Below are 19,517 nucleotides of genomic sequence, written 5' to 3' on the forward strand. Positions count from 1 at the left end.
AGCGACAAAAATCGACGAAACGTCGTGCTCTACCACTGAGCTACGGTCTTTAGACCGGCGGGATTCGAACCCGCGACCACGAGATTAAGAGTCTGTAGTTCCGTCAGCATTCGCTGCACAAAAAACAGTGCGACAAAAGTGGCAAGACATCGACCGCGCCGCAGAGGCTGGGGACTCGAACCCCCGGTCATCCATGTAGTCCTGCCTGCATTCGCACATTCAACCTTCATCCCCGTTCGGCGACAAACGGTCGATGTGACTTCGGATGGGTGATGTAGTCACATCTGCATTCGCCGAACGACGACGTTCAAATTCTTCGGATCGGGCACCGCGGGCCAAAGCCCACGGTGCCCTCTCACTTCTCCTTCAGATCGAAGTCTCTTCGATCACACCCACCCAGTGGTCGGCGCCCAGGCCACCCGCGGCATACACCGCCAGCAGCTTGAACACTTCGTCGCTGAAGCCGCCGATGTTCAGCACATCGTCACGCTCCTGCGCCTGGGTGGTCGCATACGGCTGGATGTCGATGCACACCAGCCGTGCCGTCGGGTTGCGCTTCTTGAACGCCGCCCATTCCTGCATGGTCGCGGTACCGCGGCCACGGGCACGGTCGGCCCACGACTCGTTGTCCGACACCAGCACCACCAGCTCGGCCTGCGCCTTCTCCTTGTTCAGGAGCGCCAGCGGCGCGCTGCACGAAGTACCGCCACCGCCCACCGCCGCCAGCTTGGCCGCGTTGGTCATCACCGAATCACGCGGATTCAGTTGCAGCGGCACCACCTTCGTCTCGAAGGGCAGCACACGCGCATCCGCATTGCGGCGCAGCACGGCGGCAGCCACCAGCGCGGCCACGTCGATGCAGCGCACCGCGGTGGTCGCCGAGCCGCGGTGGCCGGTGACGGGCGAGCTCATCGAGCCCGACACGTCGGGGCACACCACCACGCGGCCCTCGAACTGCGGCACGTTGGCCAGCGCGAGTTCCATCGCGTCCTGCAGCGCTTCCTTCACCACGTGCGGCACTTCCGCGCCGGTTGCGGTCCAGGCCGCCATCAACTGGTACGGCAGCACGCGAACCTTGGCCACCGCCTGCGGATCGCGCAGCTTGGCGGCCACCGCTTCGGCGAGGCCCGGCAGTGCGAACACGCCGTGACGCGCAAAGGTGTTCATGTTCTGACGCACCATCTGCCACGAACCGCGCTGCGCGATCCGCGCCCAGGCCTGGGTGTCGAGCTCCAGCGCGGTCAGCATCTGGAACGGCACGTCGGGCACTTCCTGCGTGCGGTCGCGCTTGAAGCGCTCGAAGGCCTGCGTCACCGGAGGCAGTGCCTCCAGCGCATACGGACGATCGATCAGCCATGCGAACCACGCAGCGCGCCAGGCTTCGGCGGGCTTGGGGTGAACCATCTTCACCACGTCGGCCAGCGACGGCGTGTTGCCCACGGCGGCGTTCAGCAGCTGCGCCTCGGTCGCTTCGAGCAGCCATTGCTGCACCAGCTTCTTCGGACGCGTACCGAGCGACTTGCGGCCCACCGCGCCGGAACGCAGCATCTGCACGAAGTTGCGCAGCATCTTGCCGTTGTCCACCACGCGGGGGAACACCTTGGCGAGCAGCGACACGTCGCGCACCGCCAGCGTGGCCGCCAGCAGCGCCGGCATGTCCTTCATGTGGCCGGCGCGGCGGGCGTACACGGCCGTCTTGGCCACGAACAGCGGATCGACTTCGCGGGCCAGGGCCAGCACGGCGTCGAGCTGGTCCTTGGCCTGTGCGTAGAAGGTGTTGTTCAGGCAACCGGTGGCCGCGAGCTGCGCCAGCTGGTGCTTGGGCGACAGCGCATAGGCGGCACCGCCGGCTTCGTTGCGCGTGTCGGCCACGGGTTGCAGGGCACCGCGCAGCGTCTGGAAGAGTTGAAGGTTGGCCATGTGACTTCTCCTTGTTCGGTTCTTTTTGTTCGATTGTTTTCTGGGGTTGTGATCCTTATTGCAACGGGTGTGCCAGCGCAGGCCTTGTCGTCGTGAAGATCTTTCAAGCCATTGATTTGATTGATGTTTTTCTTGAATAACGATACGACGCGCCACTGTCATTTGGAAAATTTATCTTCATTTCTTATAATTTTGGATAGTCTTTTATCCAATCAATGAAGAAATCCATCGTCGTCATCGGCTTCCTCGGCACGCAGCTCGACGCCGGCCAGGGTGCGGGCCGCTGGAACAAGTGGCGCCCCACGGTCTCGCTCGCGCAGCACGAAGACATGGTCGTCTCGCGCATGGAGCTGCTCTACACGCTGCGCCACAAGGCGCTGGCCGAGGTGGTGAAGGCCGACATCACCGCCGTGTCGCCCGAGACCACGGTCAACCTCGTGCCGCTCGACCTCGCCGACCCGTGGGACTTCGGCGAGGTCTACACGCGGCTGTACGACTGGGCCCGTGCCTACACCTTCGACACCGAGCGCGAGCAGTACTGGACGCACATCACCACCGGCACGCACGTGGCGCAGATCTGCATGTTCCTGCTGTCGGAATCGCGCGTGGTGCCCGGCGTGCTGGCGCAGACCTCGCCGCCCAAGAAGCAGCGCGAGGGCGAGGCCGGCAAGTACACGCTGATCGACCTCGACCTGTCGCGCTACGACGTGATCGCGCGGCGCTTCGACGCGGAGCAGCGCGACGCGGTCGCGTTCCTGAAGAGCGGCATCGCCACGCGCAACGCGCGCTTCAATGCGCTCATCGACGAGATCGAACGCGTGGCCGTGCGCTCGCGCGCGCCCATCCTGCTGGTGGGGCCGACGGGCGCGGGCAAGTCGTTCCTGGCGCGGCGCATGTTCGAGCTGAAGCAGGCGCGCCACCAGATGACGGGGCCGTTCGTGGAGGTGAACTGCGCCACGCTGCGCGGCGACGGCGCCGCCTCCACGCTCTTCGGCCACAGGAAGGGCGCCTTCACCGGCGCCGCGGCCGACCGCGCGGGCCTGCTGCGCACGGCGCACCAGGGCGCCCTCTTCCTCGACGAGATCGGCGAGCTCGGGCTCGACGAGCAGGCGATGCTGCTGAAGGCGATCGAGGAGAAGCGCTTCTTCCCCGTGGGCGCCGACAAGGAAGTGGAGAGCGACTTCCAGCTGATTGCCGGCACCAACCGCGACCTGCGCAGCGACGTGGCGCAGGGGCGCTTTCGCGAAGACCTGTTCGCGCGCATCAACCTCTGGACCTACGACCTGCCCGGCCTCGCGCAGCGGCCCGAGGACATCGAGCCCAACGTCGACCACCTGCTGGCCATCCACGCGGCGGAGAACCACCGCGTGGTGCGCTTCAACGCCGAGGCGCGCGCGGCCTACCTGCGGTTCGCGCAGAGCGCGGAGGCGCCGTGGAGCGGCAACTTCCGCGACCTGTCGGCCAGCGTGACGCGGCTGGCGACGCTGGCCGACGGCGGGCGCATTCCGGTGGCGCTGGTGGAGGCGGAGATTGCGCGGCTGCGCTGGCTGTGGAAGCATGCGGGGGCGGCGCCCGCCGCTGCGGCTGGTGACATCGACCTGGACGCACTGCTCGGCGAGGAGCGCGCCGCGGCGCTCGACCTGTTCGACCGGCTGCAGCTCGAGGCGGTGGTGCGCGTGTGCCGGCCATCGCGCAGCCTCTCGGACGCGGGCCGCCAGCTGTTCCAGGCCTCGCGCGCGCAGCGCAGCGTGGTGAACGATGCGGACCGGCTGCGCAAGTACCTGGGCAAGCACGGACTCGAATGGAACGACATTGGCCGCTGATAGATTCGGCGACCGGACAACACAAAGAGATGGCAGGGAGGAGTGAACCGATGAAGAACATGCGTGGAATGACAGGCGCCTTGTGGTTTGCAGGCGCGGCGCTGGTGTTCGCCACGGGCGCGCAGGCAGGTGCACCGGCAAGTACGACGAAGGCAGGCGAGCTGCGACCGGGCCTGTACGAAGGCCTGATGCTGGCGCTCGACGGCGGCGGCGCCGTGAACGGCAGCTTCGCGCAGCAAGGCAGTTGCACCTTCCAGATCACGGGGCGGCTCAGCTCCCGGAGCGTGGCCGTGGTCCGCACGGTCGGCGACGGTTCGGCGCCCGCCATCGAGGGGCGGTTGTCCGCCGGTCCCGGCAGCACCAGCGTGAGCCTCATCCTGCCGGGCGGACAGCAATTGCCGGGCTGCGGCAACGTGCTGCCGCCCTTGATCGACAAGGGCCTGGACCTCGACCTCACGCAGAAGGGCACATGGAGCCGCCTGGTCCACGTGGCCGCCGACAAGACGCTGCTGCGCAAGTCGCCCGCCGACGCGGGGCGCGCCTACGTCGTTCGCGGCGATGTGCTGGGCGTCGTGTCGGAAAGCGCAGACCTGCTCGAAGTCGACTTCGTGAACGGGAAAGGCCGCGCGGTGCGCGGCTGGATCGCAGCGAAAGACGCGAAGGCGATCCGCGCGCCGTAGCCCCCACGGCTTGCCGCGCTATCCTCCGCCCCGATGGCCATCTGCGCATTCGTCGTGAAAGTGCCCGCCGCCGAGCCGCTGGCCGCAGACCTGCGCCGCCGCTACGACGCCACGGTGGCACTGGGCGTGCCGGCGCACATCACGGTGCTGGTGCCTTTCATGGACCCCGCACGGGTCACGCCCGACGTGCTGGCGCGCGCACAGCAAGCGCTCGCAAGAACACCTTCGTTTGCGTTCTCGCTGGCCCGGGTCGGCCGCTTTCCCGAGACCGCGTACCTTGCGCCGGAACCGGCCGCGCCGTTCATCGCGATGACGCTGGCGCTGGTGGCGGCCTTCCCCGGCTTCTTGCCCTACGGCGGCGAACACGAGGGCGTCATTCCGCACCTCAGCGTGGCGCACGGCGATGCGCGGCATGCGGCGGAAGCGGCCGCCGAATTGCAGGCGCGCCTGGTCGCGTCAGGCCCCGTGCACGCGCGCTGCACCGAAGTCACCTTGCTCGAAAACTCGTCCGGCCGCTGGCAAGACATGCACGTCTTCCGCCTGCCTCCTGCTCCTGCTCCTGCAACCCCCTGATCCATGCGCAACGTTCTCTTCATCTGCAGCCGCAACCAATGGCGCAGCCCCACCGCGGAGCAGCTCTGGCGCCGTCACCCCATGGTCTCGGCGCGCTCCGCCGGCACCAGCCCGAACGCGCGGCACAAGGTCTCCATCGACGACATCGAATGGGCCGACGTGATCCTCGTGATGGAAGAGAAGCACAAGTCGCGGCTGGTGGCGGAGTTCACGCGCATGCTGGCGCACAAGCCGATCCATGTGCTCGACATTCCGGATGAGTACAAATACATGGACGCGCAACTGGTCGAGGAGCTGCAGCGCTCGGTTCCGTCGATTCTCGGCATCGAGTGATTTGCAGAAAGAAACGAATCCGCCGTGACCGACATGCTGTCCCGCCTTCGAACGCTCAAGCGGCTCGACCTGGACTGCGCCTGCTTCGCCGCCAGGTCGCATGGGTACGACCTGAACCCGCCCGTTCCGGAGGAAGAGGTCGCGCGGATGGAAGCAAAACACGGGTGCAGGTTTCCTGACGACTACCGCAGCTTCATCACCGAACTCGGCAACGGAGGCGCCGGGCCGGCGTATGGCGTGTTTCCGCTCGGCATGCAGGACCATATGCGCGATGTCGGCCCGTGGGAAGACGGTTATTCGCTCGTCGGAGACCTGTCGAAACCGTTCCCCTTGCGCGACGCATGGAACCTCCCCGACGACTTCTGGGCCCAGCAACCGAACCCCACGGAAGCAACGCCCGTCGAAGAAGAAGATCGAATGAACGAGGAGTGGGACAAGAAGCTCGAGGCCCACTACTACGCCACCTGCATCACCGACGGCGCCATCCCCATCAGCCATGAAGGCTGTGCCCTGCGCAATTGGCTGGTCGTGACCGGCGCGCTGGCAGGCACCGTCTGGCGCGATCTGCGGGCGGACAGCAAAGGGATCCTGCCGTTCCTGAACGAAGACGGAACCCGCATGGGCTTCAATGACTGGTACCTGCAATGGGTCGGGCAGTGCACGCAGCAGGTCGAAGAGTCGCAGGCACGCAGCCGGTTGTCCGAGGTCTTCTCGCCCACGCTGTCGAGGCTCTCGAACCCGAAGGCCGCGGCCTTCGCGATCTTCTGCGCGCAGGCCCTGTACCCCAACCTCGAGGCCTACGCGGCGGCCATCGGCTTCGGCAAGCAGTTCGCGCTGCAGGACCGGCTCGATGAAACGCTGTGGGCCCAACTGCTGGAACAGCACTTCGAGTTGCCGGTTGAATGCCACGAAATGGTCGACGGCATGCTTGACATCAAGCACGATCTGGCCAGGCACCTGTCATCGACACAACAGAAACCCGCGCCTGACGATGCCGGCATGAAGGCCGCGCTTTTTTCGTACATCGCGGCCTGCGCGTTCTGGTTCGACAAGGGCAGCCCGCGGCAACTGCTGTGTGCCGTGCAGGGCGCGGTGGCGGCCGAGCCCCTGCCGAGTGCCGTGGAGGCCGAGCTGCAATGGGCGCTCGACCAACTCGAAAGCGAGCCGTCGGAATGGGCGGCCGCGGCCACCATCGAACGCCTGAGGGACCGCGCCAAGGCCTGCAAGGCATTCCTGCCGCGACGTCCGCCCGATACCGGCGCGCCAGCGGCAAGCGCACCGGCGAAGCAGCCGTGGTGGAAGCGCTGGGCCTCGACAGCCCCTGGCTGAACAAACAAGACAAACAAGACACACAAAACAAGGCGGCATGCGGCACGGCTGCGGCCAGCAAGGAGATCCATCCACCCATGTCAGAAATCTACATCAGCACCGACGTCGAATCCGACGGCCCCATCCCCGGCCCGCATTCGATGCTCAGCTTCGGCTCGGCCGCCTACACGGCCGACAAGCAACTCCTCTCGACCTTCAGCGCCAACCTGCACACCCTGCCCGGCGCCGAGCCCGACCCCAGGACGGCCGCATGGTGGAAGACCCAGCCCGAAGCCTGGGCCGCCTGCCGCACCGACCTGCAGGACCCGGCGCACGCCATGAAGAACTACGTGGGCTGGCTCAAAGGCCTGCCCGCGCGGCCGGTGTTCGTGGCCTACCCGGCGGGCTTCGACTTCCTGTTCATCTACTGGTACCTGATGCGCTTCGCGGGCGAGAGCCCGTTCAGCCACTCGGCGCTCGACGTGAAGTCCTTCGCCATGGCGATGCTCAGGCTCGACTACCGCGACAGCACCAAGCGCGCAATGCCGCGCCGCTGGTTCGACAAGCTGCCGCACACGCACGTGGCGCTGGACGACGCCATCGAGCAAGGCGCACTCTTCTGCAACATGCTCGCCGAGAACCGCGCAGGCGCACCCGGTACAACGCCAGCCGACACAACGCCAGCCCGCACAACGCCACCCCGCACCCCCCCACCCGGCACGCCCCGATGACCCCCCACCCCGTCGGCCGTTGGGCCGCAAAGCTCGCCAGGCTCGCGCTGTGCACGCTGCCGCTGCTGCTGGCGGGGTGCGTGCAGTCGATGTTCTATTACCCCGACAGCGTGCGCTACGAAACGCCCGACGTGCTGGGCCTGCGCTACGAGAGCGTGCAGTTCGCCAGCGCCGACGGCACGCGCCTGTCCGGCTGGTTCCTGCCCGCGGAAAACCGCAGCAGCCCGAAAGAGGCCAAGGGCACGGTGGTGCACTTCCACGGCAACGCGCAGAACATGAGCGCGCACTGGCGCTTCGTGGCCTGGCTGCCCAAGCAGGGCTACAACGTGCTGGTGTTCGACTACCGCGGCTACGGCCAGTCGGAAGGCAAGCCGGAGCCCAAGGGCGTGTTCGAGGACTCCAACGCCGCGCTGAACTACGTGCGCGCGCGCAGCGACATCGACCCCGAGCGGCTGTTCGTCTTCGGCCAGAGCCTGGGCGGCACCAACGCGATCGCGGTGGTGGGCGCGGGCAACCGGGCGGGCGTGAAGGCCGCGGCCATCGAGTCGACCTTCTACTCGTACTCGTCGATCGCCAACGACAAGCTCAGGGGCGCCGGCCTGCTGGTGAGCGACGAGTACGCGGCGTCGAAGTACGTGGCCGCCGTGTCGCCGATTCCGCTGCTGTTCATTCACGGCACGGCCGACCAGGTGATTCCGTTCGCGCATTCGCGGCGCCTGCTGGCCGACGCGCGCGAGCCCAAGCGGCTGGTCGAGGTGCCGGGCGCCGGCCACCTCGAGCCGATGACGGCGCTGCGCTTCGGCACCGCCTACCGCAAGGCGCTGACCGAATTCTTCGAGGCCGCGCAGCATCCGCTGCAGCAATGACCACCGCGACGCCGACGACAACCATGAAGCATTTCGACGAAGCCGCCACCCGCGCACCGCTCGCCTTCGACCGGCTGGTGCCCGCATTGCGCGCGGCCTTCGCGGCCGGGGCGCAGGTGCCGCCGCGGCATGTGCACGGTATCGACCAGGGCATCGACAAGGGCACCGTGCTCATCATGCCGGCCTGGAGCGACGCGGGCTTCCTGGGCATCAAGACCATCAACATCTTCCCCGGCAACAGCGCGCGCGGCCTGCCCGGCCTGCACGCGACCTACGTGCTGTACGACGCCCGCACCGGCGTGCCGCTCGCGATGATGGACGGCAACGAGATCACCGCGCGCCGCACGGCCGCGGCGTCGGCGCTGGGCGCGTCGTTCCTGGCGCGCGCCGACGCGCGCCGCCTGCTGGTGCTGGGCACCGGCCGCATCGCGCGCATGCTGCCGGCCGCGCATGCAAGCGTGCGGGCCATCGACGAGGTCCGGGTGTGGAACCACCGGCCCGAAGGCGCCGAGGCACTGGCCGCGCAGTGGCGCGCAGAGGGCTGGAACGCACACGCCGCCACCGACCTGGAAGCCGCCGTGCGGCGGGCCGACATCGTGAGCTGCGCCACGCTGGCCACCGCGCCGCTGGTGCGCGGCGAATGGCTGGCGCCGGGCTCGCACCTCGACCTGATCGGCAGCTTCACGCCGGCCATGCGCGAGGCCGACGTGCGGTGCTTCGCGGGCGCGCGCACCTTCGTCGACACCGACGAGGCGCTGCAGAAATCGGGCGACCTGCTCGACGCGATGGCCGCGGGCACATTGCGCGCCGACGAGCTGCAGGGCACGCTGGCGACGCTGTGCCGCGGCGAGAGCGAAGGCCGGGCGAACGAGCACGAGCGCACCGTCTTCAAGGCCGTGGGCAGCGCGCTCGAAGACCTGACGGCGGCCACCCTCGTCTGGCAAAGCACGATCTAGCACTTAAGAACTATCTCGCGGTGGCTGGCCGTCCCTGGTCGTCCTTGATCGTCGCCAGCATCGGTTTTCGCCTACACGCTGATACGTCATGCAACGGATGGCACGGCCCGCAGGCCGCCGCTATCGTGCTTTTCGTCCAACCGGAGGCACACCGCATGCTCAGCACCGTCCACAAAGCCGACATCCTTCGCAAGGCGGGGTACGACGTGCCCACGGGCCTTGCAAGCCTGGGCGCGCAGGACATGGGCGAGGTGATCGACGCCCTGTACGGCGACTATGTGGCCGCGCGCGCCGCCCGGAGCCTGCGGGAAGCCGACGAGGCACAGCAGGCCTCGACGGTGCGGCAGCACCCCGGCCTGAGCGCCTGCGCCTGACGCCCCCGCTCTTCGCCCTGTCGGCCATCCGGTGCCGATGCAGGGTAAGCCCCAATGCCGGAAACGGCTTGAAACCCGATCTACAGGTTGAGCCGCGGGCGTTCCGCGGCACGGAACTTGAATAGGCGCGTACGTCATCCGGCGAATGGCGCCGTGCACCGGCGCAACCTAAGCTGCCGGTGCGACGACCGCAGCGACAAACACAGAGATACAGAGAGGACAGCCCCATGCTCACCATCCTTCAGAAAGCCAACATCCTCAGCAAGGTGGGCTTCGACGTGCCGCCCCGTCCGGACGACGACCTGTCGACCCACGCGGTGGCGGGCCTGCCCGTGAAGCCCGAGGGCATCTCGCAGAAGGCCCACGACTGGGCCAAGGCCATCGAGACCCTGTACGTCGCCTATGTGGCCGCCCGCGCCGCCAAGAGCCTGCGCGACGCCGAGGCGGTGCGCCAGACCGCCATGCTGCAGCGCCTTTCGGCGCACGCCTGCGCCTGAACCTGCCGCGGCTCCCAGAGCTCTCACCGAGGTTCGGCAGCAAGACTGAAAGCGATTGGCCTACAAGGAGATACGTCTTGTGGCCAATAGCGTGCCTTGCGCACCACAGCTATCGTGGAGCCGCACCATCGACGGAGGCCAGCCAAATGCTCAACACCGAACACAAAGCCAACATCCTGCGCAAGGCGGGGTACACCGTGCCGGCGCAGCCGGGCAGTGCCGACAGCATCTACCAGACGGCCCAATGCTGGGGCAAGGCGATCGACACGCTGTACGTGTCGTACTCCGCCAGCCGCGCCGCCAAGAGCTTGCGCGACGCGGAAGAGGCACGCATGCTGGCCATGCTGCAACTGCGCGCGTCCAAGGCCTACGCCTGAGCGCTGGCGCCGGCTGTCAAAGGCCGGCAACCGCGCCAGCCTTCGGTCGCGGTCGAGTCAGCGGCTGGCGGCCACCAGCAACATCATCGGCCGTTCGCGCTCCTCGGCCAGCGACGCCATCGCGGCGACCTGCTCATCGCTTGGCCCCCACTCCTGAACGTGCGCGATGCGAAAGCCCGCCTTCGGCAGCGTGTTCAACAAGGTCCCCATGGTGCGGTGCTGCTTGACGACAGCTTCGGCCAGCCAGTTCGTGGTGCGCGGGCCTTCCCTCTCTGGTCACTGTCGAGCGGCCAGGACTTGCGCCTTGCGCGTCGACGTGCCCCAGCACCGACTGCGCGCCCTGCAGGCGCGCCCAGCGGCAGAACCAGCCGAGGCCTCAGCCCAGGTCGACCACGCGCAGCCCTTGCAGCGGCGGCACCAGCGCTTGCAGCGCGGGCCATTCGGGCGCGCCGTCCAGGCCGTGCACGGAACGCGGCAGCTGCTGGTAGCCCTCGAAGAAGGCGGCCGTGTCGTAGATGTTCTGGGCCATGCGGAGATTATTCGCGCGCCTGCTGCCGGTCGCGCAAGTAGGCGAGCACCAGCCTGACGAGTTCGGTTCTCAGGGCCGGCGTGGCCAGGTCGCCGCGACGTGCGGCGGCATGGACTGCGCCCTCGACCGCGGCAGAGAGCACGCGGGCCGCGGTGTCGTCGCTGTCGTCGCTGTCGGCGCCGTCGGCGCAGTCGGCGCAGTCGCTCGCTGCGCTCCCGCCTGTACTCGCGGCCACCAGCACGCGGTAGCGCCGCTGGTACTCCGCCTCGAACTCCGGACAGGTCGAGCGCGCCGCGAGCGGCACCTCGTCGACCAGCACGCGGTGCAGCGCCTGGTCGATCGAATGCGCCGCAATCACGCCATCGACGAAACGCCCGACCCGTTCGCCGAGCGGCAGGGCTCCGCTCTCGTCATCGGCGGCGGACAACGCCGCGAGCACTTCGTCGAGGTGCCGCTGCCGGATCGCCTCCGCGATGGCCAGCTTGTCCGGAAAGTACTGGTACAGCGAGCCGACGCTGACCCCGGCGACCGCGGCGATCTCGTTGGTGGTGAACCGCGCCCATCCGCGGCGCGCCAGAACGCGAGTTGCGGCCTCGACGATCACGTCCACCGTGGCGCGCGAACGCTCCTGGCGCGGCGCCTTGCGCATGCTGCGCCGCTGTGGGGGAATGCGAGTACCCAAGTTCGAGGCTCCACTCAAGAATGAGACCGCACGCTCGCGGCCTTCCGATGAAACGCGCAGTGTGCATTCCAACGTTCAAGAGGAGATTGTGATGAGTGCACAGGCGCTTCTGGCTTCGCTGTACCGCTACAAGGCCTGGGCCGACGAAGGCCTGCTGGCCGGTCTTGCCGCCCTGCGCGAAGCAGGTTCTCCGGCCGAATACCGCACCGCGGCGCTCGTCTTCGACCACGCCTGCATCGTCGATCGCATCTTCGTTGCGAACCTCCAGCAGGTGCCGCACGGCTGCACCGCCACGGGCACTATGGAGCCACCGCCGCTGGAAGAACTGGCGCGGGCGGTCAGGCAAACGGACGGCTGGTATCTGGACTACGTCACGGGCCTCGAGCCGGCCGAGCTCGCGCAGACGCTGGAGTTCAGCTTCACCGACGGGGCCGCCGGGCGCATGTCGCGCGAGGAGATGCTGGGACACGTGGTGACCCATGCGGGCTATCACCGCGGCGAAGTCGGCCGCATCCTGACGCGCCTCACGGGCGCGTCGCCGCCGGACACTTTCACCGGCTACCTGCACCAGGCCGAGCCCCTGCGCCGCCAGCGCACCGGCCCCCTCAAGGTCCGGTGACCGCGGCAGCCTGCAGGCTTGCTTGCCTTATGTGGATTCGCAGGCTTGCTTGCCTTGTACGGCTTTGAAGGCTTACTTGCCTTGTGCGGATTGCAGCACCGGGTTCTGCATGGTCGAGATGACCTTGCTGTTCACGCGCGAGCCGCCGGTCACGTTCTGGTCGGGCGCGGCGGCCGTGGCCATGGCTTCCTGGTAGACCTGTGCGGGGTCGCGTTGCGACGTGAACGGATCGGCGCCGCGCGAGCCGCGGGTCACGTTCTGGTTCGGTGCGTGGGCCGTATCGACGGCCTGCTTGTACATGGCTTCGGCGTCGGCCGTCGACGTGAACGGATCGGCACCGCGCGAGCCGCGCGTGACGTTCTGGTTCGGCGCGTGGGCGGCGGCGATGGCTTCGGCTTCGACAGCTTCGCGCGTGCGTTGCTGGGCGTTGGCGGAGGCCATGGCGAGCACGGCGAATGCGGCAGCGAGGGCGAGTTGGGTGGTCTTCATGATGTTTCTTTGCGAGTTGTTTGAATGGGGCGGCCCGGGGATACGGGAAAACCCTGACCAAGGCTAGTGCTCGCAAAAGGCAGATCCGTGACGGCCCCGAGACGCGCAAAGGCTCTCGCGCCCGCACTGCAGCACGTGCGGATTTCTGCTAGCGGCCGTTGCCTTGTGCGCTAACCTTTTGCCGAACGTGCCGTCTGCGCACGTTGCTCGCGTTGCTCACAGCGGTCACTCGACCCGACCAGGAAGGAAATGAAGACCATGGGAATGTTCGATTTCTTGAAGAAGAAACCCGCCATGCCGGCCACGCTCGAAGACGGCATGGCCTCGCAGGCCAACGACTTCGTCCACGCGTTCTCGCAGCCCGGCGCGCCCATTGACGGCCACAAGCTGGACTACACCGAAGCATCGTTGCCCCTGGTCGACGACGTGCTCGACGACTTCTTCAAACAGCAGGCGCCCTTGCCGGACGATCTTCATTTCCTCGCGTCGGCCTATGTCTTCGAAGTGGCGCGCCGCGAGTTCGGCGGGCGCTACCTGCGCGGCGATGAAGACAACCCCTTCGTCCTCGTCATCGGCCAGGGCGACGCCCAGGTCGGCGTGTGCGTGATGGCGAAGGTGCGCGGGCGGGCGGTGAACGGGCCGGAGGACAGCCTCGCGTTCTTCCATGCCGGCATCGCACCGCTGGTTGCGCGCGGCGTGAGCGCCACGCTCGTCTGACGCCCGCGGGTAGCAGCCGGCTGCTACCCGCTGCGCCCTGCTCCTTCGAATAATCCGGCGACGGCCGCACGCACCTGCGTGCACCGCATTCCAACCTCATTCGAAGGAGACAAGAAATGGCTCGCAAGATCCTCATGCTCTGCGGCGACTACGCCGAAGACTACGAAACCATGGTGCCCTTCCAGACGCTGCTGGCCGTGGGCCACACGGTGCACGCGGTGGCGCCGGACAAGAAGGCAGGCGACTGGGTGCACACGGCCATCCACGACTTCGAGGGCGCGCAAACGTACAGCGAGAAGCCCGGCCACCGCTTCACGCTGAACGCCAACTTCGCCGACGTGCGCCCCGAGGCCTACGACGCGCTCGTCATTCCCGGCGGACGCGCGCCCGAGTACCTGCGCATGCACGCCCGCGTGGTCGAGATCGCGAAGCACTTCCTGGCCACCGACAAGCCGGTGGCGTCGGTCTGCCATGGCGCGCAGCTGCTCGCGGCCACGGGGCTGCTGAAGGGCCGCAAGGTGTCGGCGTACCCGGCCTGCCAGGTCGAGGTGGAACTCGCGGGCGCCGAGTACATGGGCATTCCGGTGGACCAGGCCGTGACCGACCGCAACCTGGTCACCGCGCCCGCGTGGCCCGCGCACCCGGCGTGGCTCGCGCAGTTCCTGGCGGTGCTGGGCACGCGCATCGAACACTGATGCCACGGGCGGCGCTACAGTGCGTGCGTCGCCCGTCACCCCAACCCCACCCCCGCCCGAAAGGAGACGGCCCATGTGCGAAGTCTTCATCAGTGCCGACCCGCAGAGCTACGACGCGCGCACGCGCTCGGTGCGGCTGCACGGCGTCGTCACCAGCATCCGGCTCGAGAACCTGTTCTGGCAGGTGCTCGAGGAAATCGCGCAGCGCGACGGCATGGTCGTGGTGCAGCTGATCGAGCGGCTCTACGACGAGCTGGTGGCCGCGCGCGGCGAGGTCGGCAACTTCGCATCGTTCCTGCGCGTGTGCGCCTTGCGCTACGAGGCGATGGTGGCGCAGGGGCGCATTCCGGCCGACACCTCGGTGGCGATCCGCTCGCTCGATGCGAAGGCCGTGCTGCATGAACTGCCGCAGGGCTGGGGTGCAGCCTCCGCGCAGCAGCCCGCCACACTGCCGGCCCACGTACGCACGCTGCACGTGGCTGCACGCCGGCACGCCTGAGTGCTTCAGCGCGGCGGCTTGAAGCCGCGCACTTCCGTCCAGGGTGCGCCGGCGCCGTCGCGCTCCCACGCCGACCCGACGGCACGCTCGGTGATCTCGCCCAGCGTCGGGTCCATCTTCAGGTACGAGTTCAGCGGGCAGATCTTCGGCGGGTTGTCGTCGAGATGCTGCTGGCTCTCCTTGCCGCTGGAGAAGATCCAGCCCGAGTCGTACGGGTTGTTCGGTTTCACGCGGTAGGCGAAGCACACCGGCAGGCGCTGCGGGCCCATGACCTGGTCAGAGGCGAGCACCAGCGGAGCGAGCGCGGCGAACTTGTCCTCCCACGGCGCCTTGTTCTCTTGGGTGTTCTTCTTGGTGAATGGCCACATGGCGCACGCGTGCCCAGGAAAAAGGGCACCCTCCCGGGTGCCGAATCTGCCTTGTGCGTGCGCGGTTGGCAAGCCGCGCTAGACGTCCGCCGCCCGCGCGCGCTGGATCTGCCGCCTGGCCTTGGCGTCCGGCGCCTTGTAGTTCGGCGACAGCCGGCGCTTGACGGACTTGGCTGCAGTCGCTCGCGCGCCTTCGACATCGGCCTCGGCCACTTCGAGCTGCTGCAGCCATGCAAGCGCCTGCACCGTAGGGGCGCCGCGGACGGTCCAGAGGCAGAGACTCTTCAGGAAAGGCCGAGGCGCCGCCTCGTACGCCTTGACGACGACACGCAGCAACTCGTCCATCACGGCCTGGTCGACCTTCACCCCGTCGTCGAGGCTCAGCATCAGGTTCAACGCCGACAGCGCCTGCCATTCGGCATGCGTCGCGTCGGTCGATTGCCAGTTGGCAGCAGCGCAGAAACCGAGCAGCGCCTGGACGCTCTCGAACGTCTTCACATCGTCCAGGATGGCGATGGCAAAGCTCGCCAGCTCGGGGTCGGCCAACAGGGGGCGCAGCCCGGCGACACCGCCGCGCCCGAAGGCAACGCAGGCCTGCGCCCACCGCGCGAACGGCACGACGCGCGTGCCGTCCGCCAGCAAGCCGTTGCTCAGCCAGCCGTGCTGCGCGCAGAGACGCTCGATTTCATCGGCGCCCGCGGCGCCATGGACCCGCGTGAAGCGGACCATGTCCTCGACCTCCATCGAGCCGCCGTAGGCCGAGGGCGCCGGGCCCTTCGCGGCCTTGCGGGCCAGTGCGTTCAGGTTCATTCGAAGAACGCCCGGCGGCGCAGGTACGGGCCGGGGTGCAACGCCATCAATCCAGCGACACGTTCGCCTTGCGGATCACGTCCGTGAACCGCGTCGTCTCGCTCGCCACGAACTGGTCGAACTGCGGGCGCGTGGTGGGGAAGGGCTCATAGCCGAAGCTCTTGAACTTCTCCAGCACGTCGGGCTCGGCCAGGCCCTTCTCGATGTCGCGCTTGATCTTCTCGGTGACCGAAGCAGGCAGGCCCTTGGGCACGGCAATGGCGTTCCAGCCGATCACCTCGAAGCCCTTCGGGCCTCCCGATTCGGCGACGGTCGGCACGTCGGGGAACGCGGCGTTGCGCTGCGGCGCGGCCACGGCCAGAAAGCGCAGCTTGTTCGCGCGCTGCAGCGGGCCGGCGGTGGCGCTGCTGCCCAGGGCAAAGGCCAGTTCGCCGGTCGCCACCGAGGTGTAGAGCTGCGTGGTTTCCTTGTAGATGATGTGTTCCATCTGCGTGCCGGTGGCCGACTCGAAGAGTTCGGAGCCCAGGTGCACCGGGTTGCCGACCGACCACGAGCCGTAGTCGAGCTTGCCGGGGTTGGCCTTGGCATCGGCGACGAGGTCGCCCACGGTCTTGTACTTGCTGTTGGTCGCGACGGTGAAGAAGAAGTAGGTCTTGAACAGCGGCAGCAGGGTGTCGAAGTCCTTGGCGCTGTCGTAGGGCAGCTTCTTGAAGAGCGCGGGGTAAGCGGCCAGGTGCACGTTGTCGAGCACGATGATGTCGTGGCCGTCCTTGGCGCCGCGCTTGAACGCGTCGATGGCGATGAAACCGTTGCCGCCCGGGCGGTTCTCGACCACCACCGGCTGGCCCCATGCACGCGAGAGCTTGTCGGCCACCAGGCGCGCCACGCCGTCGGGGCCGCCGCCCACCGGGAACGGCGTGATGATGCGCACGGGCTTGGTGGGGAATGCTTGTTGCTGTGCCGATGCGGTGGCGGGCACCAGCGCGGCAGCAGTGAGCGCGAGCGCGGCCAGGCCGACGCCGCGGCGGGTTGCGTTTGTCTTGTTCATCCTCTGATCCTCTTCTTTCGGTTCTCTTGGTTTTAAAACTCTCTGGGTCCGCCCGATGTGCGCTTTGGCACCTCTTTGCCACCTCCGCGGCTATTTTTTTTGGCGGCTGTCGCGGCTACTCCACCACCGCGCCAGAACTCTTCACGATCGCCGCCCACTTCGCGCTCTCCCGCGACATGAGCGCGGCGTATTCGGCCGGCCCGCCCAGCAACGGCACGGCGCCTTCCACATCCAGCCGCGACTGGAATTCCTTCTCCCCCGCCACCTTCAGCATCTGCGCCGCGAGTTCGTTCACGAACGCGGCGGGCGTGCCGCGCGGCGCGAGGATGCCGTAGGTCAGCGTGCTCTCGAAATCGGCGAGCGCGGGCAAGCCCGACTCCATCACGGTGGGCACGTCGGGCAGCGACGGCAGGCGCCTGGCGCTGGTGACGGCAATGGCGCGCAGCCGGCCGCCCTTCACCAGGGCGAGTGCGGGCGGGATCACGCTGAACATCATGTGCACCTGCCCGCCCGCGAGGTCGGTCAACGCGGGGTTGGTGCCCTTGTAGGGGATATGGGTGAGCCTGGTGCCGGTGCGCTCGGCGAAGAACTCGCCGCTCAGGTGGCCGCCGGTGCCGCTTCCGCTCGATGCGTAGTCGATGGCGCCGGGGCGCGCCTTGGCCTCGTTCACGAGGTCGGCGATGGTGCGGATCTTCGAGTTGGCGGGCACCACCAGCACCAGGGCCGACGAGGCGAACATGGCGACGGGCGCCAGGTCCTTGCGGGGGTCGAACTTCAGGCCCTTGTAGAGCGCGGGGTTGATCGACACGGTGCCGGTGTGGCCCAGCAGCAAGGTGCTGCCGTCGGCGGGGCTGCGCACCACTTCGCCGGTGCCCAGGTTGCCGCCGGCACCGGGCTTGTTGTCGACGATCACGCCCTGCTTGCGCAACTCGCCCAGGCCCTTGGCCATCTGGCGCGCGAAGACGTCGTTGCCGCCGCCGGGGGCGAAGGGAACGACGATGCGGATGGGTTTGGTGGCGTCGTGAGGCGACGCCATGGATGGCTGCTGCTGACCCTGTTGACCCTGGGCAAGGGCTGGCAGGGCGGCTGCTGCGGACAGCAGGCCCAGCAGCATCTCGCGCCGGGTGGTTGAAGGAGCAACGACTCGGCGCGAGGGGAACGTCATGCGCTGTGTGTCAGACGCGTTCCAGGATCACGGCAATGCCCTGGCCCACGCCGATGCACATGGTGCACAGCGCATAGCGCCCGCCGCCCTTGTGCAGCTGGTTCACGGCGGTGGTGGCCAGGCGCGCACCGCTGGCGCCCAGCGGGTGGCCCAGCGCAATGGCGCCGCCGTTGATGTTCACGCGCGCGTCGTCGTCCTTCAGGCCCAGCAGGCGCAGCACGGCGAGGCCTTGCGCGGCGAAGGCTTCGTTGAGCTCGATGACGTCCATCTGGTCGATGGTGAGGCCGGTGAGCGCCAGCACCTTCTGCGTGGCCGGTGCGGGGCCGATGCCCATCACGCGCGGCGCGACGCCGGCGGTGGCCATGCCGACCACGCGGGCGCGCGGCGTGAGGCCGTACTTGGCGGCGCTGGCTTCGTCGGCCAGCAGCAGCGCGCAGGCGCCGTCGTTCACGCCGCTGGCATTGCCGGCGGTGACGGTGCCGTCGGGGCGCACCACGCCCTTGAGCTTGGCCAGCGACTCCATGCTGGTCTCGCGCGGATGCTCGTCCTTGTTGACGATGATGGCGTCGCCCTTCTTCTGCGGCACGCTCACGGGAACGATCTCGGCGTCGAAGAAGCCCGACTTCTGCGAGGCCACGGCGCGCAGCTGCGAGTTCAGCGCCATCAGGTCTTGCGCCTCGCGCTCGATCTTGTAGTCGGTGGCCACGTTCTCGGCCGTCTCGGGCATGGAGTCGACGCCGTACTGCGCCTTCATGAGCTTGTTGACGAAGCGCCAGCCGATGGTGGTGTCGTACACCGCGTTGTTGCGGCTGAAGGCGCTCTCGGCCTTGGGCATGACGAAGGGCGCGCGGCTCATGCTTTCCACGCCGCCGGCGATCATGAGGCCGGCTTCACCGGCGCGAATGGCGCGCGCCGCGGTGCCCACGGCGTCCAGGCCCGAGCCGCACAGGCGGTTGATGGTGCCGCCGCCCAGTTCGAGCGGCAGGCCGGCCAGCAGCGCCGACATGCGCGCCACGTTGCGGTTGTCTTCGCCGGCCTGGTTGGCGCAGCCGTAGAGCACGTCGCTCACGGCCTGCCAGTCGACGTTCTTGTTGCGTTCCATCAGCGCGCGCAGGGGCACGGCGCCCAGGTCGTCGGTGCGCACGCTGCTGAGCGAGCCGCCGTAGCGGCCGAAGGGGGTGCGAACGGCGTCGCAGATGAAGGCTTGGTTGGTCATGGTGTGTGTCTCTTGGAGTCTTGAACGGAATCAGGCGGCGGCGATCGGAAGACCGACCAGCGTCTCGAGCTCTTCGCGGCTCAGGCCGTCGACCAGATCGACGAGCTTCAGGCCCTGCGGCGTGCACTCGAGCGTGGCCAGGTCGGAGTACACGCGCTTGACGCAGGCGATGCCGGTCAGCGGGTAGGTGCACTCTTTCACCAGCTTGCTCGCGCCCTGCTTGGTCAGCAGGTCCATCATGA

General features: G+C 68.0%; 25 protein-coding genes and 1 pseudogene. 15 read left to right on the forward strand and 11 right to left on the reverse strand.

Annotated features, from left to right (window positions below):
- Positions 1-366 precede the first annotated feature (366 nt).
- The gene (locus BM004_RS32545; RefSeq protein WP_093219612.1) at positions 367-1,920 is read right to left on the reverse strand and encodes a vWA domain-containing protein; all 1,554 of its coding nucleotides are present in this window, start codon (positions 1,918-1,920) and stop codon (positions 367-369) included.
- 215 nt (positions 1,921-2,135) lie between these two features.
- Between BM004_RS32545 and rtcR the strand changes: the two genes are divergently transcribed.
- The 11 genes from rtcR (at position 2,136) to BM004_RS32600 (ending at position 10,438) form a co-directional block, all read left to right on the forward strand.
- Positions 2,136-3,743, forward strand: a complete 1,608-nt coding sequence (rtcR, locus tag BM004_RS32550; protein ID WP_093219613.1) for an RNA repair transcriptional activator RtcR — start codon at positions 2,136-2,138, stop codon at positions 3,741-3,743.
- A 50-nt stretch (positions 3,744-3,793) separates the two neighbouring features.
- A complete protein-coding gene (locus BM004_RS32555; protein WP_143072590.1) occupies positions 3,794-4,423 on the forward strand; it encodes a hypothetical protein in 630 nt (209 codons plus the stop codon).
- Positions 4,424-4,456: 33 nt separating this feature from the next.
- The gene (locus tag BM004_RS32560) at positions 4,457-4,996 is read left to right on the forward strand and encodes a 2'-5' RNA ligase family protein (RefSeq protein WP_093219616.1); all 540 of its coding nucleotides are present in this window, start codon (positions 4,457-4,459) and stop codon (positions 4,994-4,996) included.
- A gap of 3 nt (positions 4,997-4,999) precedes the next feature.
- Entirely contained in the window at positions 5,000-5,329 is a 330-nt protein-coding gene (locus tag BM004_RS32565) for a low molecular weight protein tyrosine phosphatase family protein (RefSeq protein ID WP_093132313.1), read from the forward strand.
- Positions 5,330-5,362: 33 nt separating this feature from the next.
- Positions 5,363-6,658 carry an SMI1/KNR4 family protein gene (locus tag BM004_RS32570; protein ID WP_371271165.1) on the forward strand — a complete coding sequence of 432 codons (1,296 nt, stop codon included), beginning with the start codon at positions 5,363-5,365 and terminating at the stop codon, positions 6,656-6,658.
- Between the two features lie 77 nt (positions 6,659-6,735).
- Positions 6,736-7,368 carry a 3'-5' exonuclease family protein gene (locus BM004_RS32575; protein ID WP_093219643.1) on the forward strand — a complete coding sequence of 211 codons (633 nt, stop codon included), beginning with the start codon at positions 6,736-6,738 and terminating at the stop codon, positions 7,366-7,368.
- Positions 7,365-8,234 carry an alpha/beta hydrolase gene (locus BM004_RS32580; RefSeq protein WP_093132308.1) on the forward strand — a complete coding sequence of 290 codons (870 nt, stop codon included), beginning with the start codon at positions 7,365-7,367 and terminating at the stop codon, positions 8,232-8,234. Before BM004_RS32575 ends, BM004_RS32580 begins: the two co-directional genes overlap by 4 nt.
- A 23-nt stretch (positions 8,235-8,257) precedes the next feature.
- Entirely contained in the window at positions 8,258-9,190 is a 933-nt protein-coding gene (locus tag BM004_RS32585; RefSeq protein ID WP_093219645.1) for a bifunctional Delta(1)-pyrroline-2-carboxylate/Delta(1)-piperideine-2-carboxylate reductase, read from the forward strand.
- Between the two features lie 155 nt (positions 9,191-9,345).
- A complete protein-coding gene (locus tag BM004_RS32590; RefSeq protein WP_093132304.1) occupies positions 9,346-9,564 on the forward strand; it encodes a hypothetical protein in 219 nt (72 codons plus the stop codon).
- A gap of 227 nt (positions 9,565-9,791) precedes the next feature.
- Complete coding sequence (locus BM004_RS32595) at positions 9,792-10,061, forward strand: hypothetical protein (protein WP_093132302.1); 270 nt, start codon at positions 9,792-9,794, stop codon at positions 10,059-10,061.
- 146 nt (positions 10,062-10,207) lie between these two features.
- Complete coding sequence (locus BM004_RS32600; RefSeq protein ID WP_093132300.1) at positions 10,208-10,438, forward strand: hypothetical protein; 231 nt, start codon at positions 10,208-10,210, stop codon at positions 10,436-10,438.
- A gap of 57 nt (positions 10,439-10,495) precedes the next feature.
- Here BM004_RS32600 and BM004_RS42155 read toward each other — a convergent pair whose 3' ends face one another.
- The 3 genes from BM004_RS42155 to BM004_RS32610 all read right to left on the reverse strand — a co-directional run bounded on the left by BM004_RS42155 (position 10,496) and on the right by BM004_RS32610 (position 11,616).
- A complete protein-coding gene (locus BM004_RS42155; RefSeq protein ID WP_256220145.1) occupies positions 10,496-10,636 on the reverse strand; it encodes a hypothetical protein in 141 nt (46 codons plus the stop codon).
- 178 nt (positions 10,637-10,814) lie between these two features.
- The gene (locus tag BM004_RS42160) at positions 10,815-10,967 is read right to left on the reverse strand and encodes a hypothetical protein (protein WP_256220146.1); all 153 of its coding nucleotides are present in this window, start codon (positions 10,965-10,967) and stop codon (positions 10,815-10,817) included.
- A gap of 7 nt (positions 10,968-10,974) precedes the next feature.
- A complete protein-coding gene (locus BM004_RS32610; protein ID WP_093219618.1) occupies positions 10,975-11,616 on the reverse strand; it encodes a TetR/AcrR family transcriptional regulator in 642 nt (213 codons plus the stop codon).
- Positions 11,617-11,740: 124 nt separating this feature from the next.
- Between BM004_RS32610 and BM004_RS32615 the strand changes: the two genes are divergently transcribed.
- A complete protein-coding gene (locus tag BM004_RS32615; protein WP_093132297.1) occupies positions 11,741-12,268 on the forward strand; it encodes a DinB family protein in 528 nt (175 codons plus the stop codon).
- Positions 12,269-12,340: 72 nt separating this feature from the next.
- On the opposite strand, the gene BM004_RS32620 is transcribed toward BM004_RS32615, so the two are convergent.
- The gene (locus BM004_RS32620; RefSeq protein WP_093132295.1) at positions 12,341-12,757 is read right to left on the reverse strand and encodes a hypothetical protein; all 417 of its coding nucleotides are present in this window, start codon (positions 12,755-12,757) and stop codon (positions 12,341-12,343) included.
- A gap of 258 nt (positions 12,758-13,015) precedes the next feature.
- Between BM004_RS32620 and BM004_RS32625 the strand changes: the two genes are divergently transcribed.
- The 3 genes from BM004_RS32625 to BM004_RS32635 all read left to right on the forward strand — a co-directional run bounded on the left by BM004_RS32625 (position 13,016) and on the right by BM004_RS32635 (position 14,668).
- Complete coding sequence (locus BM004_RS32625; protein WP_143072591.1) at positions 13,016-13,474, forward strand: hypothetical protein; 459 nt, start codon at positions 13,016-13,018, stop codon at positions 13,472-13,474.
- A 116-nt stretch (positions 13,475-13,590) separates the two neighbouring features.
- Complete coding sequence (locus tag BM004_RS32630; RefSeq protein WP_093219623.1) at positions 13,591-14,169, forward strand: DJ-1/PfpI family protein; 579 nt, start codon at positions 13,591-13,593, stop codon at positions 14,167-14,169.
- Between the two features lie 73 nt (positions 14,170-14,242).
- Entirely contained in the window at positions 14,243-14,668 is a 426-nt protein-coding gene (locus BM004_RS32635; protein ID WP_093132289.1) for a ribbon-helix-helix domain-containing protein, read from the forward strand.
- Between the two features lie 5 nt (positions 14,669-14,673).
- Here the strand turns inward: BM004_RS32635 and BM004_RS32640 are convergent, their stop codons facing one another.
- The 6 genes and pseudogenes from BM004_RS32640 to BM004_RS32665 all read right to left on the reverse strand — a co-directional run.
- A complete protein-coding gene (locus BM004_RS32640; RefSeq protein WP_093219625.1) occupies positions 14,674-15,036 on the reverse strand; it encodes an immunity protein Imm33 domain-containing protein in 363 nt (120 codons plus the stop codon).
- A 78-nt stretch (positions 15,037-15,114) separates the two neighbouring features.
- A complete protein-coding gene (locus tag BM004_RS32645) occupies positions 15,115-15,846 on the reverse strand; it encodes a hypothetical protein (RefSeq protein WP_093219628.1) in 732 nt (243 codons plus the stop codon).
- Between the two features lie 46 nt (positions 15,847-15,892).
- Positions 15,893-16,894, reverse strand: coding sequence for a Bug family tripartite tricarboxylate transporter substrate binding protein (locus BM004_RS32650; RefSeq protein WP_093132284.1), 1,002 nt, complete (start codon positions 16,892-16,894; stop codon positions 15,893-15,895).
- 115 nt (positions 16,895-17,009) lie between these two features.
- On the reverse strand, positions 17,010-18,059 hold the full coding sequence (locus BM004_RS32655; RefSeq protein WP_093132282.1) for a Bug family tripartite tricarboxylate transporter substrate binding protein: 1,050 nt from the start codon (positions 18,057-18,059) through the stop codon (positions 17,010-17,012).
- A 10-nt stretch (positions 18,060-18,069) separates the two neighbouring features.
- Positions 18,070-19,275 (reverse strand): 3-oxoadipyl-CoA thiolase, encoded by a 1,206-nt coding sequence (gene pcaF, locus BM004_RS32660; RefSeq protein WP_093132281.1) that lies wholly within the window; start codon positions 19,273-19,275, stop codon positions 18,070-18,072.
- A gap of 30 nt (positions 19,276-19,305) precedes the next feature.
- Positions 19,306-19,517 (reverse strand): annotated as a pseudogene (locus BM004_RS32665) (3-oxoadipate CoA-transferase); the annotation flags it as partial.

The organism is Variovorax sp. OK212 (assembly GCF_900112425.1).
In the GTDB taxonomy this organism is placed as follows: Bacteria; Pseudomonadota; Gammaproteobacteria; order Burkholderiales; family Burkholderiaceae_C; genus Variovorax.